Raw genomic sequence first — 16,295 nt, 5'->3', positions numbered from 1 at the left:
TCCGACAGGCATAAGCAGGAAGGTCGCGCGAATTACCCTGGGAGATCTGTTTAGCCTGCCAAGTGCTACCGGCGTCGTGAGATGACGGGATGGGCGACAGAAGTCAGCAGAGGCCGTAGTAGCTGCTCGAAACCGGAGCAATGAAGGGCTGAACCTGCCATGAGTGGATAGTCGGGTGTGATCTCTGTTGGAGCGTAAAGCAGAAACTCCGCATAGCGGGGGTCGAGACCATCAGGAGGTAGGAGCCGGAAGCTCCGAGGGCCGGTCTGGGCGCTTAGATACCACAGGCGACACATCAACGGAACCAAGCTCGCTGACGTTGTTTATCAGTAGGCAGGAACCGCCGTATACGGAACCGTACGTACGGTGGTGTGAGAGGACGGCGGATGTGAATCCGCCTCCTACTCGATACGCTGAAGTAGACCTTAGAAATCGCCCCACAATTGCTGCGCCACGCTTAACGCCACCACCGGCGCAGTCTCCGTGCGCAGCACGCGCGGGCCTAGGCGGGCGGCGTGGAAGCCCTGGGTCTTGGCCAAGGCGACTTCGCTGTCGTTCAGGCCGCCTTCCGGGCCGATCAGAAAGGCCAGTGACTTAGGCTGCGGGTGGCTGGCCCAGGGTTCGGCGACTGGGTGCAGCACCAACTTGAGTTCGGCGGTTACCTGCCCCAACCAATTCGTCAGGCTGATGGGCGGGTGAATGATCGGCAGCACCGAGCGGCCACATTGCTCGCAGGCGCTGATTGCCACCTGGCGCCAGTGCGCCATGCGTTTGTCGGCGCGTTCATCCTTGAGGCGCACTTCGCAGCGCTCGCTGATGATCAGGCTGATTTCATTGGCGCCCAGTTCGGTGGCTTTCTGAATCGCCCAATCCATGCGCTCGCCGCGCGACAGACCCTGACCCAGATGGATATGCAGCGGTGATTCTGCCTGGCCGGCAAAGGCTTCGCGCAATTCCACGCGCACGCTTTTTTTGCCCACCTCGATCAACTCGCCGCTGTATTCCTGGCCGCTGCCATCGAACAGTTGTACTGCATCACCCACGGCATGCCGCAGCACGCGGCCAATATAGTGGGCCTGAGCTTCCGGCAGCTCATGCTGGCCGAGGGAGAGGGGGGCATCGATAAAGAAACGAGAAAGGCGCATGGATTGATCGCTGCAGCGGCACAGTTGAGGCGGCAAGCTTAACGCCTCAGGCATGCCGCATACAGCCGGCTAGGAGCCTGTCGGACTTAACCCGAAAAGGAATGACAGCGCGGGTTTAGGTCTTTGATTGCTCGGGGTCGTTCTTTCTAAGCATCCGAGTTGACTATCGCGAACCCAGGCGGTCCGTTCGTGCACCTGAGCAGCTGCCTGGACGCGGGTGGGCGTACTTTTCGGCCGCGTTACATCGCGCGTAGCACATGCAAACGCTTGATGTTCCAGGCCATGGTCACCAGGCTCCATTCGCCCTGGGCGTTGGCCAGGCCGCGCATGCTCATCTGCCGCCAGCCCATCACTCGCTTGATGATGCCAAACACCGGTTCGACCGTCTGTTTGCGTAGCCTGTACAGCGCTCGACCTTCTTGCGTGCTCAGTCGGTGAGCCATCTGTTCGACTGGGTTACTCGTCTGTGGTAGCGGCGAGTCGGTGGCAAAGCGCTCCAGTACCGGGGTGTGGTGCGACTCGCGTTTGAGCGCCAGAAGCGGTTCGACCTTGGCTTCGTGGCAGGCGCTCACGTTGGCCTGGCTGAAGAAGCCGCTGTCCGCAATCAGGCTTTTCACCTCGCCTAATTCGGCGGGCAAGGTGGCTATGCGCTGTAGCGTGGGAACCACTTCGCGCTTGTCGTTGCAGGCCTGGGTTACATGCTGTGTGACCACCAGCATCGTCTCGGTGTCGACCCCGGCTTGAGCGTTATAGCTCTGCTCGAAGCCGCCACCGGAGACGGGCATGATGCGTGACTCTTCATCGGTCAGATTGACTTGATCGCTGTCTTTGGGGCCCGCTGCGGGCGGTTCTGGATCCTTGCCGCGTGGTTTCTTTCCAGCCTTGCGCTGGGCCTCACGCTTGGCCGTCTTGGCCTCGAATTGCTGTTGCTCAATGGCGTGTCGCTCAGCTGCACGTTGCTCGATCTTCGCTTTGGCCTGGGCTATCGCGCTGAGCCGATCTTCGCGCCGGGCAATCTCCGCCGGCACATCCATGCCATCGGGTACGGCGGCGCAGTCGCTGTTCTCGGCCAGCGCCAGCAACTGCTGGACCTCCTGGCGTAACTGCGCCTCGATCTTGTTGGCGTGCGCCCAGGACAAGGCCTTGTGCTTACTGGCGTTGGCCTCGATCTTGGTGCCGTCGAGAGCGATATGACCGAGCTTGAGCAGCTTCATCTCGCGCGCCAGCATCAGCACCTGGACGAACAGCGATTCAACCTGCTGCCGGAAACGTCGACGGAACGTAGCCAAGGTGTCGTGATCGGGGTGGGTGTTGGCCGCCAGATAACGGAACGCTACCGAGTCATAGGTCGCGCGTTCGATCTTGCGGCTGGAGTGCACGCCATTGGCGTAGCCGTATATCAGCAGCCCCAGGAGCACGGCCGGATGGTGGGCAGCTGAACCCCGCCCCGCATACTGCCCAGTCAGCTCGCTCAAATCGAGTTGCTCGATGACCTCGACCACGAACCGCGCCAAGTGATCCGCCGGCAACCACTCGTTCACCGAAGGCGGTAGTAAATACGCAGTGTCTCGGTCAGCAAGGACAAAACGGCTCATCAGCGGGGCTCTCGATTGCAGGGCCTTGATTGTCGCGAATACTTTCAGCGCAAGGAAGAGTCAGAAAGTCCGACAGGCTCCTAGGTAGGAACACTTAGCCCGGATCGCGAAAGCCGGGGTAGTTGGCATTGCCTTGCGCCACGCTGACCGAGGTGCGGGTGGCGATATCGATGCCTTCGCTGGCCACTTCGGCGAGAAAGTCGATCTGCTCTGGGGTGATCACATAGGGCGGCAGGAAATACACCACGCTACCCAGTGGCCGTAACAACGCACCGCGCTCAAGGGCGTGCTGGTAGACCTTGAGGCCACGACGTTCCTGCCAGGGGTAGGCGGTCTTGCTGGCTTTGTCCTGCACCATTTCGATGGCCAGGGCCATCCCGGTTTGGCGCACTTCGGCGACATGCGGGTGGTCGGCCAGGTGCGCGGTGGCGCTGGCCATGCGTGCGGCGAGGGCCTTGTTGGCTTCGATCACATTGTCCTGCTCGAAGATATCCAGGGTCGCCAGGGCGGCCGCGCAGGCCAGCGGGTTGCCGGTGTAGCTATGCGAGTGCAGGAAGGCGCGCAGGGTCGAGTAGTCGTCGTAGAAGGCCTGGTACACCTCGTTGGTGGTCAGGCAGGCGGCCAGCGGTAGATAGCCGCCCGTCAGGGCTTTGGACAGGCAGAGGAAATCCGGGCGGATGCCAGCCTGCTCGCAGGCGAACATCGTGCCGGTGCGGCCGAAGCCCACAGCAATCTCGTCATGGATCAGGTGCACGCCATAGCGGTCACAGGCTTCACGCAGCAGCTTGAGGTAGATCGGGTGATACATGCGCATGCCGCCGGCCCCCTGGATCAGCGGCTCGACGATGACCGCCGCCACTTCATGACCGTGTTCGGCCAGGGTTTGCTCCATATGGGCGAACATGGCGCGCGAATGGGCTTCCCAGCTTATGCCCTCGGGGCGGTGGTAGCAGTCAGGGCTGGGCACCTTGATGGTGTCGAGCAGCAGCGCCTTGTAGGTGTCGGTAAACAGTGCAACATCGCCCACCGACATCGCCGCGATGGTTTCGCCGTGGTAGCTGTTGGAGAGGGTGATAAAGCGCTTCTTCGCCGGTTTGCCGACGTTGAGCCAGTAGTGAAAACTCATCTTCAACGCGACTTCGATGCAGGACGAACCGTTGTCGGCGTAGAACACCCGGTCCAGTCCCGCCGGGGTCATCTTGACCAGGCGCTCGGACAGCTCGATCACCGGTTGATGGCTGAAGCCGGCAAGGATCACATGCTCCAACTGGTCAACCTGATCCTTGATGCGTTGATTGATCCGTGGGTTGGCATGGCCGAACACGTTAACCCACCATGAGCTGACCGCGTCGAGGTAGCGCTTGCCGTCGAAGTCTTCGAGCCACACCCCTTCGCCGCGTTTGATCGGCACCAGGGGCAGTTGCTCGTGGTCCTTCATTTGCGTGCAGGGGTGCCAGAGCACGTTCAGGTCACGCTGCATCCACTGGTCGTTAAGGCTCATCGCTCTACTTATTCCTCGGCTCGCAATCATCTGCGCCAAGCCTATCAGAAGCACTACCGGGGATGGACGGCACAACTGCGCGCGATGACCGAGGCTGCCCGCTGATCCCCTTTATCCTGCCGTTTGTAGTCGGGCTGCTGAACTTTGCCGGGTGCCGCTAGACTAATTCGGCTAAGTTAAAGGATCACATAACGCATCGTATTTCTCGATATTTCAAAGCAAAAATTTCCGCTTTTAGTCGATAGATTTGTTGTTAGTCTTGCTCCGCTCGCGGTCCTAGTCCTTCTTTCGGAAAGTTCTCAATGCAATGGCGCAATAGTTCTTCTCACTACGGCTTGGTCAGCATTTTTCTGCACTGGTTGGTAGCCGTGGTGGTCTTCGGTTTGTTTGGCCTGGGCTACTGGATGGTCGGCCTGGACTACTACAGCAGTTGGCGGCAGACCGCACCGGACCTGCACAAAAGCATTGGCCTGCTGCTGTTTACCGTGATGCTCGGTCGCGTGCTGTGGCGCTGGTTTAGCCCGCCACCGGCGAGTTTGCCCAACCACGGGCGGATGACCCGTCTGGCCAGCAAGTTGGGCCACAGCTTTTTATACCTGGGGTTGTTTGTGCTGATGATTTCCGGCTACCTGATTTCTACGGCAGACGGTCGCGGCATCCCGGTATTCGGCTTGTTTGAAGTACCGGCGAGCCTGACCAGTATTCCTGATCAGGAAGACGTCGCCGGGCTGGTGCATGAATACCTGGCGTGGACGCTGGTGATCTTTGCCGGTATTCATGCCCTGGCTGCCTTGAAACACCACTTTATTGATCGCGACCGTACGCTTACGCGGATGTTTGGTCGCTAGTTCTGTTTGTTTTTCCGGGGCTGGATAGGCCCCACCCCACACTCACAAGGAGTATGCCCATGTTGAAGAAAACCCTCGTAGCCCTGGCACTTGGTGGCGCATTGATCGGCGCTGGTCAGGCGATGGCGGCCGATTACGCCATCGACAAGCAAGGCCAGCACGCCTTCGTTAATTTTAAGATCAGCCACCTGGGCTACAGCTGGCTGTACGGCACGTTCAAGGATTTTGACGGCAGCTTCAGCTTCGACGCCGCCAAACCGCAGGACAGCAAGGTCAACGTGACGCTGAACACTACCAGCGTCGACACCAACCATGCCGAGCGCGATAAGCACATCCGCAGCGGTGATTTCCTCAACGTAAGCAAGCACCCAACCGCGACCTTCGCCTCCAGCGCCGTTACGTCCACCGGCGAAGGCACTGCCGATATCACTGGCGACCTGACCCTCAACGGCGTGACCAAGCCGGTGGTAATTGCCGCCAAGTTTATCGGTGAAGGCAAGGACCCATGGGGCGGCTACCGTGCTGGCTTCGAGGGCAGCACCACGCTGAAGCTGAAAGACTTCGGCATCACCAAGGACCTGGGCCCGGCTTCGGAAAGCGTCGAGCTGATCATCTCGGTTGAAGGTGTGCGCCAGTAGGTTGGGTTGAGCGCAGCGATACCCATGTCGGTGGCGTGAGCCGCTGCGATTAGCACCAACAAAAACGCCGCCCTAATGGACGGCGTTCTTGTATGCGGCTAGCTGACTATGACTCTTCGCGGTTGCGCGTCAGCAGGGCCGGCTTTTCGCCGCGCGGACGTGCGCTCGCCAGTTCGTCGAGCTGCTCCGGTGTCGGGAAGCGGTCCAGGCGCGAGCCCTTATGCACGATCACCGGTTGCTTGTCGTTGGGTGCCTTCGCGGGACCTTCGCGGCGTGGCAACTCGTCACGATTCAGTGAGGTGGTGCGGGTGTCACGCGGCGGACGTGCACGGCCGGAACCATTACGGCCCTGACCGCCTTGGCCGCCAGAACCTGCGCCCTGACGACGGCCTTGTGCACCTGCGCCAGCGCCAGCATTGGCACCGCCGCCATTGCTGCGCGGCGGCTTGGCTGGACGAGCACCCAGACCGACGCCATTGCTGGCGCTCGGACCGCTTGGCGCTGCAGGCGTACCGGGCCGACGGCCACGGTTCTGCTGCTTGTTCTGGTTCGGGCTGACATAGTCGGCACGGTTGCCGAAATTATCGATTTCATCGTCGCGGAACTCATCCGGCGCACGGTCCGGAGGTAATGCGGGTACGGCCGGCGCGGCAGCGCGCCCCGAGGACGAGTTGCGCGGCTGTTGGCTGCGGCCGCCCTGAGGCTTGGCTGCGCGGCTGTGTTCCTTGCCGCTGTCCTTGCCTTTATCCTTGCGCCCACCGCCATGGCGTTCGCCTTCCGGCTTGGCGCCGCGTGGTTGACGTGGCTTCTGTGGCTCACGCACTTCCGGGCGCTCGGCCTCGACGGTGCTGGCGTCAAAACCGAGCAGATCGCCGTCGCCGATCTTCTGCTTGGTCATGCGCTCGATACCCTTGAGCAGCTTCTCTTCATCCGGTGCTACCAGGGAGATCGCCTCACCGCTGCGGCCCGCGCGGCCAGTACGGCCGATACGGTGCACGTAATCTTCTTCGATATTCGGCAGCTCGAAGTTGACCACGTGCGGCAGCTGGTCGATATCCAGGCCGCGGGCGGCGATATCGGTGGCCACCAGGATGCGTACATTGCCGGCCTTGAAGTCAGCCAGAGCCTTGGTGCGGGCGTTCTGGCTCTTGTTGCCGTGGATCGCCACAGCCGGCAGGTTGTGCTTGTCGAGGTACTCGGCCAGGCGGTTGGCGCCATGCTTGGTACGGGTGAACACCAGTACCTGTTCCCAGGCACCAGCGGTGATCAGGTGGGCGAGCAGGGCGCGCTTGTGGCTGGCCTGGACACGGAACACACGCTGTTCAATGCGCTCAACCGTGGTGTTCGGCGGCGTCACTTCGATGCGTTCCGGGTTGTGCAGCAGCTTGCCGGCGAGATCGGTGATGTCTTTCGAGAAGGTCGCCGAGAACAGCAGGTTTTGGCGCTTGGCCGGAAGCTTGGCGAGGACCTTCTTCACATCATGGATAAAGCCCATGTCGAGCATGCGGTCGGCTTCGTCGAGGACGAGGATTTCCACATGCGACAGGTCGATGGCGCGCTGGTTGGCCAGGTCGAGCAGGCGACCGGGGCAAGCCACCAGTACGTCGACGCCCTTGGCCAGGGCCTGCACCTGCGGGTTCATGCCAACGCCGCCGAAGATGCAGGCACTGACGAATTTCAAATCGCGGGCATACAGCTTGAAGCTGTCATGCACCTGGGCGGCCAGTTCGCGGGTCGGGGTCAAAACCAGGACACGCGGCTGTTTTGGGCCGTGACGCTGTTCGCGATCCGGGTGACCGTTGGGGAACAGTCGCTCAAGGATCGGCAGGGCAAAACCGCCCGTCTTACCTGTACCCGTCTGGGCTGCAACCATCAGGTCGCGGCCTTGCAACGCGGCGGGGATGGCCCGCTGTTGCACTGGAGTGGGTTGGGTGTAGCCGGCAGCTTCGACCGCACGGACTAATGCCTCGGAGAGACCGAGGGAAGCAAAGGACATGTGTAATCCTGTCTAGTGAGGGCGTCGCCCTATGGGGTGTATTGCCTGGCTTGAATCGCGCTTGGGGGGCGCAATCCCGTCCGGTACTGCTGACCTCTGGGGTCTAGCATCCGGGCGCAAGCCTGGCGGGAAGGCCCGAGTATAACAGAGCGGCCGGTCTGTGCGAGCGTCTGCCTGCTCGGTGGTCGCGCGTCGTTGCCAAGCCTGCAACGACGCTGGTTTGCCGGTTTAGCTGGTCAGTTTGTAGCAGGGCACATAGGCGCTGTTGCCCGGCAGCTTCATCCGGTGCTGGTCGACGAAGGCCTGCAGCAGTTGGTCGAGTTGCAGCATGATGTCGCGATCACCGGTGATCTCGTAGGGGCCGTACTGCTCGATCAGGCGAATGCCTTTGTCCTTGACGTTGCCCGCGACAATCCCGGAGAACGCCCGGCGTAGGTTGGCCGCCAGTTCATGCACCGGCTGCTCGCGGGTCAGCTTGAGGCTGGCCATGTTGGTGTGGGTTGGCTCGAACGGGTGCTGGAAGCTTTCGTCGATCTTCAGCAGCCAATTGAAGTGGAAGGCGTCGTTGTGTTCACGGCGGAACTGTTTGACTGCCTTGATCCCTTCGGCCATTTCCCGGGCAACCTGTTCGGGGCCGTCGATGATAATGCTGTAGCGCTGCTGCGCGGCTTCACCCAGGGTCGCGCCGATAAACTCATGCAGCTGCTCGAGGTAGGCGGCGGCGCTGCGTGGCCCGGTCATGATCAGTGGGAAAGGGATGTTCTGGTTGTCCGGGTGCATCAGGATGCCGAGAAAATACAGCAGCTCTTCGGCTGTACCTGCGCCGCCAGGGAAGATGATGATGCCGTGTCCGACGCGGACGAAAGCTTCCAGGCGTTTCTCGATGTCCGGCAGGATCACCAGCTCGTTGACGATCGGGTTGGGCGCTTCGGCGGCGATGATCCCCGGCTCGGTCAGACCCAGGTAGCGGCCGTGCACGTTGCGCTGTTTGGCGTGGGAAATGGTCGCGCCTTTCATCGGCCCTTTCATCACGCCAGGGCCGCAGCCGGTGCAGATGTCCAGGCTGCGCAGGCCCAGTTCGTGGCCGACTTTTTTGGTGTATTTGTATTCTTCGGTGCTGATCGAATGGCCGCCCCAACACACCACGATCTTTGGCTCGACGCCAGCGCGCAGGGTGTGGGCGTTGCGCAACAGGTGGAAGACGTAATCGGTGATGCCCTGGGAGCTGCCGAAATCGATACGCTGGTTTTCCAGCTCACTCTGGGTGTAGACGATGTCGCGCAGGGCGCTGAACAGCATCTCGCGAGTGCTGGCGATCATCTCGCCATCGACGAAGGCGTCGGCGGGGGCGTTGAACAGCTCCAAGCGAATGCCGCGATCTTGCTGCAGGATGCTGATTTCGAAGTCCGGGTAGGCTTCCAGAATGGTCTTGGCGTTGTCACTGTGCGAGCCGGTGTTGAGGATCGCCAGGGCGCACTGGCGGAACAACGCGTAGACGCTGCCGGAACCGGTTTCGCGCAACTGCTGCACCTCACGCTGCGAGAGGGTTTCCAGGCTGCCTTTGGGGGTGACTGAGGCGTTGATGGTTTTTCTGCTGACCATTGTGCAACTCCATGGTGGTCTGAGCTTCAAGCTATGCAGGGTTGACCTTGTGGTCAAGTCGGCGTCGGTGTCGAGTCGCTGCAGGATATGTCTGAGGCAGGGTGCTCTGTTGAAGTCACAGGCTGGAAGAGGATGTACCGCTGGATGATGCCCATGGCGCGCTCGGTGCCATGGACGAGGTATCGCCCCTCAGCGTGGCAGCTGGAGGTTATTCCAGATCGCCAGGCTCGGCTCGGCCTGGTTCATGCTGTAGAAGTGCAAACCCGGCGCGCCGCCTTGCAGCAGGCGCTCGCACATTTCAGTGATGACCTGCTCGCCATACGCCTGGATGCTGTCGGTATCATCACCGTAAGCTTCCAGTTGCTTGCGCACCCAGCGCGGAATTTCCGCACCGCAGGCGTCGGAGAAACGCGCCAGCTTGCTGTAGTTGGTGATCGGCATGATGCCCGGCACCACCGGGATATCCACACCCAGCTTGCGCACGCGCTCGACGAAGTAGAAGTAGCAGTCGGCGTTGAAGAAGTACTGGGTAATCGCGCTGTCCGCGCCGGCGCGGGCCTTGCGCGCGAAGTTGGCAATGTCGTCTTCGAAGTTGCGTGCCTGCGGGTGCATTTCCGGGTAGGCGGCCACTTCGATATGGAAGTGATCACCCGTTTCTTCGCGGATAAAGCTGACCAGCTCGTTGGCGTAACGCAGCTCGCCGCTGGCCATGCCCATGCCGGAGGGCAGGTCACCGCGCAGGGCGACGATGCGCTTGATCCCGGCGTCCTTGTACAGGGTCAGCAGCTCGCGCAGCTCGGCTTTGGAATCTCCAACGCAGGACAGGTGCGGGGCAGTGCTCACACCGACATCGTTGTTTAGCTGCAGCACGGTGTTCAGCGTACGGTCGCGGGTGGAGCCACCGGCACCGTAGGTGCAGGAGAAGAAATCGGGGTTGTAGCCCGCCAGCTGGCGCGCCACATTCATCAGTTTTTCGTGCCCGGCTTCGGTTTTGGTGGGGAAGAACTCGAAGCTGTAACGGCGTTCTTGGGACATAGGAATTACCAAACGTAGGCGTAGGGTGGGTTAGCGCCGCATGCCATCTGAGTGAAGGTTCACTGTGGTGCTGGAGCGGCGCGTAACCCACCAGAATGTTCGGTGGGTTACGCCGCTGCGCGACTAACCCACCCTACGGTCTTGTGGCGTTATCAGTAGCGGTAAGCATCCGGCTTGAACGGGCCTTCCACGGTGACGCCGATGTAGTCGGCCTGGGTCTTGGTCAGCTGCGTCACCACGCCGCCGAAGCCTTTGACCATTTCCAGGGCTACTTCTTCGTCGAGCTTCTTGGGCAGCACTTCCACGGTCAGGCGCTCGGCTTTCTTGTCGGTCGACAGGTCAGCGAATTTCTGCTCGAACAGGAAGATCTGCGCCAGTACCTGGTTGGCAAACGAACCGTCCATGATCCGGCTCGGGTGGCCAGTCGCGTTGCCCAGGTTTACCAGGCGGCCTTCGGCCAGCAGGATCAGGTAGTCATCGTTGTGCGCATCGAAGCTGCCGCTGCCTGTGCGGTGGATCTTGTGCACCTGCGGCTTAACTTCTTCCCATGCCCAGTTCTTGCGCATGAAGGCGGTATCGATTTCGTTGTCGAAGTGGCCGATGTTGCACACGACTGCGCGTTTTTTCAGCGCCTTGAGCATGTTCGAATCGCAGACATTGACGTTGCCGGTGGTGGTCACCAGCAGGTCGATCTTGCCCAGCAGGGCGCTGTCGATGCTGGCGGCGGTGCCGTCGTTGATGCCATCGATAAATGGCGAAACCACTTCGTAACCGTCCATGCACGCCTGCATGGCGCAGATCGGGTCAATTTCGGTAATGCGTACGATCATGCCTTCCTGACGCAGCGACTGCGCCGAGCCCTTGCCCACGTCACCGTAGCCGATCACCAGCGCTTGCTTGCCGGACAGCAGGTGGTCGGTGCCGCGCTTGATCGCGTCGCTCAGGCTGTGACGGCAGCCGTACTTGTTGTCGTTCTTGCTCTTGGTCACCGAGTCGTTGACGTTGATGGCCGGGATTTTCAGCTCGCCCTTGGCCAGCATGTCCAGCAGGCGGTGTACGCCGGTGGTGGTCTCTTCGGTGACGCCGTGGATGCGTTCAAGCATCTGCGGGTATTTCTTGTGCAGAATCTCGGTCAGGTCGCCGCCGTCGTCGAGGATCATGTTGGCATCCCACGGCTGGCCATCCTTGAGGATGGTCTGCTCGATGCACCACTCGTACTCTTCCTCGGTCTCACCCTTCCAGGCGAATACCGGGATGCCGGCAGCAGCAATGGCGGCAGCAGCTTGGTCCTGCGTCGAGAAGATATTGCACGACGACCAGCGAACTTCGGCGCCCAGTGCAGTCAGGGTTTCGATCAGCACGGCGGTCTGGATGGTCATGTGGATGCAGCCGATGATTTTCGCGCCTTTGAGCGGCTGCTCACCGGCGTATTTGCGGCGCAGGCCCATCAAGGCTGGCATTTCGGACTCGGCAATGATGGTTTCGCGACGGCCCCAGGCAGCCAAGGAAATGTCGGCGACTTTGTAATCGTTGAAATCAGCAGGCGTTAGTACAGCGCTCATAAATGAGTTCTCCATTCGTTTGTGTCGAATGGGCGCCGTTGGTGCGTATGGTTAACGCCCTATCCGAGCCTGACAAATCCCTGCTGGGCAGAGTTTGCTGCAGCGCCCCTCGGACAGGTGGCGGGAGCAACCAGAGCTGTGCCGGTTGCGTGATGCTGGCGGAGTATAGCCAGCCTGGCGCATAAGCCCAAGGCTTTCTGTCGGGCGAATTGGCTGTTGCGCCGTGCGTTCTGGCCAGTTCAGCCATGGTCTTTGTGTTGCATCTGGGACAGTCTGCAAGCCTCACTGTCTCAGCCTCTGGAGCCTTCATGACCCTTGCCTATTGGTGCGTACTGATCGCCATCGTCCTGCCTTACCTGGCCACTGGCAGTGCCAAGTTTCTCGGCGCCGGTTACGGGCCGCGCGCCAACAGCGACCCGCGTGCCTTTCTCGCCGGGCTGGACGGCTGGCGCAAACGCGCCAACAACGCTCAGCTCAACGGTTTTGAGGTGACCCCGGCGTTCGCTGCAGCGGTAATCATCGCCCACCAGGCCGGCGGCGCCGAGCAGGGGCTGCTGGATCAGTTGGCGATTGCTTTCGTGGTCAGCCGGGTGGTGTATTTCCTCTGCTATCTGGCCGACTGGGGGCCGATCCGTTCGCTGGTGTGGTTCGCCGGCATGGCGCTAATTGTCAGCTTGTTTGTGGTCTCCGCTTAACGTCTGCGGGCCAGCGCCCGTGCAGGGTTTGGCATCTGCGGCAAAACACCACGCTTGGCCGGTGGTTGGCGGGTGGCGATACTGTCGCCCGTTATCCCTCCGGTTGTTGGCATTGAAGGTGTTATGAAGCTTAAAACCCTGTCTCTGGTTGTACTGGCGCTGGCTGTAAGTGGTTGCGGCGGTGTTGACCCCAATTCGCCGCAAGGCCAGCGCCAGAGCATTTTCAAGCAGATGCTCAAGGTCAGCGAAGACCTCGGCGGCATGCTGCGCGGGCGTCTTGCGTTCAAGGAGCAGACATTTGTCGAGGGCGCTGCCAAGCTTGATCAACTGACCCGCACGCCCTGGCAGCACTTCCCGCAGGTGCGTGAAGACGACGAGGAAAGCCGCGCCAAGGATGACGTGTGGCAGCGCCAGGCGCGTTTTCAGGAACTGGCCCAGGCCATGGAAGCCAGCACCGCTGCGCTGGTCGCCGCCACTGCTGCGCGACCGTTGAGGCCGGAGGCGCTAGCTGCGCCGATGCAGCGTGTCGAGGACAGCTGCAAGGCGTGCCATGAAGAGTTTCGCGCTTTCTGATTGGGCGCTCAGAATCCCGCTATTTTTGCCTCGCGCAGTTGCGCACGCAGGGCCAGTACTTCCGGGTGTTGAAAAAACGCCAGCAGCTGCGCTGCTCGTTGCGTGCCGATGCCGGGTTGGCGTTGCCAATCGGTGCTATTGCGTTGCGCTAGGGTGTCCCAGTCGGCGTCCAATGTCACGTTGCCTGGCACACCCAGCGCACGCAGCCAGGCGTGCTGCGGGCGCTGGCGGGCTAGGTTGAAGCTCTGTTGCAGGGCGCTGGCGCTGCGTGGGCCCAGGCCTGGAATGCTCTTCAGTTGCTCAGTGGAGAGGTGCAGCCAGTCGAGCAGGCTGTCGAGCTGCTGCGCGTGCAGCAGCTTTTCCCAAGTGCCGGGCCCCACGCCCGGCAGCGCCAGACCCTGTTTGCTGCTGAGCCAGGCCAGGCGTGCGCGGAACTGGCCGGCGCAGGCCGGAGTGGCGCGCCAGCAGCTCAGTGGGTGATAGGCCGCAGGGTCAGGAACTTGCAGTGCGGCGCGTTGCTGGGTGCGCCAGAGCACGCTGTCCAACACCGGAATGGTCAGCCCGGAAAGGCGGATCACCACTTGGTCACCGGGGCGAATATCCAGAGTCTGCCAGCGTCGCAGCGAGCTAGCGCTGACATATTCGACACGCCGGTCATCCAACTTTACCGGCTGCACGCGCAGCACCGGGGTGATACGCCCGCTGCGACCGATACGAAAGTCCACCGCCTGCACCACCGCCAATGCCTGGCTCACCGGGTACTTCCAGGCCACCGCCCAGTGCGGCGGCTCGGCCTGCCAGCGCGCGGCCGCCGGGCGTTGCCCCTGGCGCAGCACCACACCATCTGTGGCGAAGGGCAGGGCGCTGTTGTACCAGTGCTCGCGCCAATTGGTGGCTTGCTCCAGGCTGTGGATTGGCTGGCTGAACTGCTGGCTGTCTGTAAAGCCCAGCTCAGTCAGTTGCTGCAGGCGCTCTGGCATCAGTGCGGGGCCGTCGGGCCAATCCCAGACAAACAGGCGGATGCCAGCGGCTTCCTCGGTGCTCAGCGCCTGTCTATTCATCAGCCCGGCGACCTTGCTGCGCGCGCCCAGGCCTCCGGATTTGTGCTGGATGTGCGCGGGCAAGCGCCAATACAACTCGCCCTGCAGCACCAGACTGAGCGGCCTGGGTAATTGCGTAGGAATGGCTGGCAGGTGGTGGGCGTGGGCTGTCCAGTCCTGACCCTCGCGACCATCGCCACGGCTGATCAGCTGCTGCAGTTTGCCGTCGCGATAAACCAGGCTGACGGCGACCCCATCGACCTTGGGCTGAACCCACACATCTTCACGACTGGCGATCCAGGCTTGCGCTGCCTGGCTATCACTCAGCTTGCGCAGCCCGGTATGCGCGGTTGGATGGGGCTGGGAACCGTTGCTGGTGCTGAGTGGGTCGGCAGTAGTGAGTGCAATGTCAGGAAAGCAGGCACGCCAGCGCTGCAGATTGGCGCTGGCCTGGTCATATAGCTCATCGGCGATAGGACTCTTTCCCAGGCGGTGGTAGGCGTCGTCCCATGTCGCAATCTGCGCGGCAAGGGGCTGGATCTCGCGCAGCGCTTCGGTGCTGGTCCAGTCGGGACAGGGGGCGGCCAGCAGGGGCAGGGTGAATAGCAGGGTCGATAGCGACAGCAGGATCGGTTTCATGGCGGAGCATCCTTGCTCAGCTGGGGGTGGCTAGAGTCTAGACCATGACAGTCAGCGTCCCTGTTTGAGCTGTTCCGTCGCATCCGCTCGTGCGACGTAATGCACTGACTTTCCTTCTCGGGTAGGGGCGAGTGCTTTCATTTGTGTCAACAGCTGAAGGTCGGCTCGGGCAGTGTTTTCGGTAACGCCAAAGGTGTTTTTGATCTCCTTTACGGTGAAAAGCCTTCCCGGGCTTCTGAGCACTTTGCGCAGCAATTGGCCTTGGCGGTAGTTGAGGCGATTGCTGATGCCGCTCTCGTCGAGCCAGGCCATGGTCTCGAAATATTCCTGCTTTTGGCGCTCCAGGTAGGCGAGGAATTGATTGACCGCTCGCCGAATGATTCCAGCCTGATAAACGATGAAATAGGTTAGGTCGAAGTCGTCGCTTTCGGTGAATAGATAGGCTTCACCGTATTGGATAGGGGCCTCTTTCAGTAGCGCGCTGATGGATATGTACTCGAAAGGCCAGTAGCCCTGCTTGAGCATAAACCAGTAGAAGATCGCTCTAGCAGTACGGCCGTTGCCATCGGCAAAGGGGTGTTCATACCCCAGCATGAAATGCAGGATGATGGCTTTGATGGCGGGGTGAATAAAAGGCCGTCCTTCCAAACCATCATGGCGGGTATTGGCGAACTGGCAGAGCGTTTCCAGGCGGTATGGTAACAACTCGAATGCTGGAGGTTGGTGGACGGTCTCGCCGTCGCGCCCCTGGACCACGATGTCGTCATTCTGCCTGAGTTGGCCTGGTTGCACGTTTGGGTTTTCCGTTGCATCGGTGGCCAGAGCATGGAAATGGCACATCAGTTCGAGTGACAGTTCATCGTGGCTCCGGCGTTTGGCCTCCTTCATCAAAATGAAGTTATTGAAGATCATCCGCTCGTCTTCGCTGCGTGGGGCGCGCTCGTTTTCCAACATGGCCTTGGCCACTTTGCGCGTGGTTGCGGCCCCTTCCAATTGAGCACTGGATATGGCCTCTTCCATCATCAAGGACTCGACCAAATATCGGTTGCGTTCGGGCTGGCTGGCCAGGGCGCTGTCGTGTGCGTTCAAAAGTGGGGCACATAGTCGGTCGATAAGGTGTAGGGCACCTTCCAGAGCATCTGGGATGCAGTAGCGGAACGGTTCTCCATTCTCCGCAAGCAAATCCATGTCGCGCAGTAGCCCCTTCCTGGCCATTTTTACTGCGGCCCATGCGACTTCCGGGTCCGCTCCTGCTGGAACACGGCGCTTAAAGTCTTCCCAGTGTAAGTAGCGGCCTTTTGCGTCTACCGCTTTGAATTGGTCGAAGACGTGAAGAACCTCACCGGTTCTCTCCAGTAAAGTTCTTTCAGAATCAGGAGTTGATACTTTTCTCATAAGTAGAAACGCAAAATTTAAAAATTGCGTT

Annotated in this window: 13 protein-coding genes and 1 riboswitch; of the genes, 4 read left to right on the top strand and 9 right to left on the bottom strand. The window is 60.9% G+C overall.

Going from position 1 to position 16,295, the window contains the following annotated elements; all coding sequences use genetic code 11:
- Positions 1-425: 425 nt before the first annotated feature.
- The 3 genes from AC0T4W_RS19020 to AC0T4W_RS19010 all read right to left on the bottom strand — a co-directional run bounded on the left by AC0T4W_RS19020 (position 426) and on the right by AC0T4W_RS19010 (position 4,241).
- A complete protein-coding gene (locus AC0T4W_RS19020; RefSeq protein ID WP_476321652.1) occupies positions 426-1,145 on the bottom strand; it encodes a 16S rRNA (uracil(1498)-N(3))-methyltransferase in 720 nt (239 codons plus the stop codon).
- 239 nt (positions 1,146-1,384) lie between these two features.
- A complete protein-coding gene (locus tag AC0T4W_RS19015; protein ID WP_476315485.1) occupies positions 1,385-2,740 on the bottom strand; it encodes an IS1182 family transposase in 1,356 nt (451 codons plus the stop codon).
- A gap of 94 nt (positions 2,741-2,834) precedes the next feature.
- On the bottom strand, positions 2,835-4,241 hold the full coding sequence (locus AC0T4W_RS19010) for an adenosylmethionine--8-amino-7-oxononanoate transaminase (protein WP_476321650.1): 1,407 nt from the start codon (positions 4,239-4,241) through the stop codon (positions 2,835-2,837).
- A 302-nt stretch (positions 4,242-4,543) separates the two neighbouring features.
- Here AC0T4W_RS19010 and AC0T4W_RS19005 point away from each other — a divergent pair, with 302 nt between their 5' ends.
- Complete coding sequence (locus tag AC0T4W_RS19005; protein WP_476321648.1) at positions 4,544-5,089, top strand: cytochrome b; 546 nt, start codon at positions 4,544-4,546, stop codon at positions 5,087-5,089.
- Positions 5,090-5,148: 59 nt separating this feature from the next.
- Positions 5,149-5,727: a YceI family protein gene (locus tag AC0T4W_RS19000; RefSeq protein ID WP_476321646.1), complete on the top strand. Its 579-nt coding sequence runs from the start codon at positions 5,149-5,151 to the stop codon at positions 5,725-5,727.
- Positions 5,728-5,833: 106 nt separating this feature from the next.
- On the opposite strand, the gene AC0T4W_RS18995 is transcribed toward AC0T4W_RS19000, so the two are convergent.
- From AC0T4W_RS18995 to ahcY, 4 genes are all read right to left on the bottom strand, one after another.
- Complete coding sequence (locus AC0T4W_RS18995; protein WP_476321644.1) at positions 5,834-7,723, bottom strand: DEAD/DEAH box helicase; 1,890 nt, start codon at positions 7,721-7,723, stop codon at positions 5,834-5,836.
- A 228-nt stretch (positions 7,724-7,951) separates the two neighbouring features.
- Positions 7,952-9,325 (bottom strand): nucleotide 5'-monophosphate nucleosidase PpnN, encoded by a 1,374-nt coding sequence (ppnN, locus tag AC0T4W_RS18990; RefSeq protein WP_476321642.1) that lies wholly within the window; start codon positions 9,323-9,325, stop codon positions 7,952-7,954.
- Positions 9,326-9,514: 189 nt separating this feature from the next.
- Positions 9,515-10,360, bottom strand: coding sequence for a methylenetetrahydrofolate reductase [NAD(P)H] (metF, locus tag AC0T4W_RS18985; protein WP_476321640.1), 846 nt, complete (start codon positions 10,358-10,360; stop codon positions 9,515-9,517).
- Positions 10,361-10,512: 152 nt separating this feature from the next.
- Positions 10,513-11,922: an adenosylhomocysteinase gene (ahcY, locus tag AC0T4W_RS18980; RefSeq protein ID WP_476321638.1), complete on the bottom strand. Its 1,410-nt coding sequence runs from the start codon at positions 11,920-11,922 to the stop codon at positions 10,513-10,515.
- A 23-nt stretch (positions 11,923-11,945) separates the two neighbouring features.
- A riboswitch (S-adenosyl-L-homocysteine riboswitch) is annotated at positions 11,946-12,039 on the bottom strand.
- Positions 12,040-12,230: 191 nt separating this feature from the next.
- Between ahcY and AC0T4W_RS18975 the strand changes: the two genes are divergently transcribed.
- Positions 12,231-12,617 carry an MAPEG family protein gene (locus AC0T4W_RS18975; RefSeq protein ID WP_476321636.1) on the top strand — a complete coding sequence of 129 codons (387 nt, stop codon included), beginning with the start codon at positions 12,231-12,233 and terminating at the stop codon, positions 12,615-12,617.
- Between the two features lie 123 nt (positions 12,618-12,740).
- On the top strand, positions 12,741-13,190 hold the full coding sequence (locus tag AC0T4W_RS18970; protein ID WP_476321634.1) for a c-type cytochrome: 450 nt from the start codon (positions 12,741-12,743) through the stop codon (positions 13,188-13,190).
- Positions 13,191-13,198: 8 nt separating this feature from the next.
- Here AC0T4W_RS18970 and ligB read toward each other — a convergent pair whose 3' ends face one another.
- Both ligB and AC0T4W_RS18960 read right to left on the bottom strand, forming a co-directional pair.
- The gene (gene ligB / locus AC0T4W_RS18965; RefSeq protein WP_476321632.1) at positions 13,199-14,869 is read right to left on the bottom strand and encodes an NAD-dependent DNA ligase LigB; all 1,671 of its coding nucleotides are present in this window, start codon (positions 14,867-14,869) and stop codon (positions 13,199-13,201) included.
- Between the two features lie 51 nt (positions 14,870-14,920).
- Entirely contained in the window at positions 14,921-16,264 is a 1,344-nt protein-coding gene (locus tag AC0T4W_RS18960; protein WP_476321630.1) for a Fic family protein, read from the bottom strand.
- Between the last annotated feature and the right edge of the window lie 31 nt (positions 16,265-16,295).

Source organism: Pseudomonas sp. C7.1, assembly GCF_056312395.1.
Note: the sequence above shows the minus strand (reverse complement) of the source record. Positions and strands in the feature narration are given on the sequence as shown.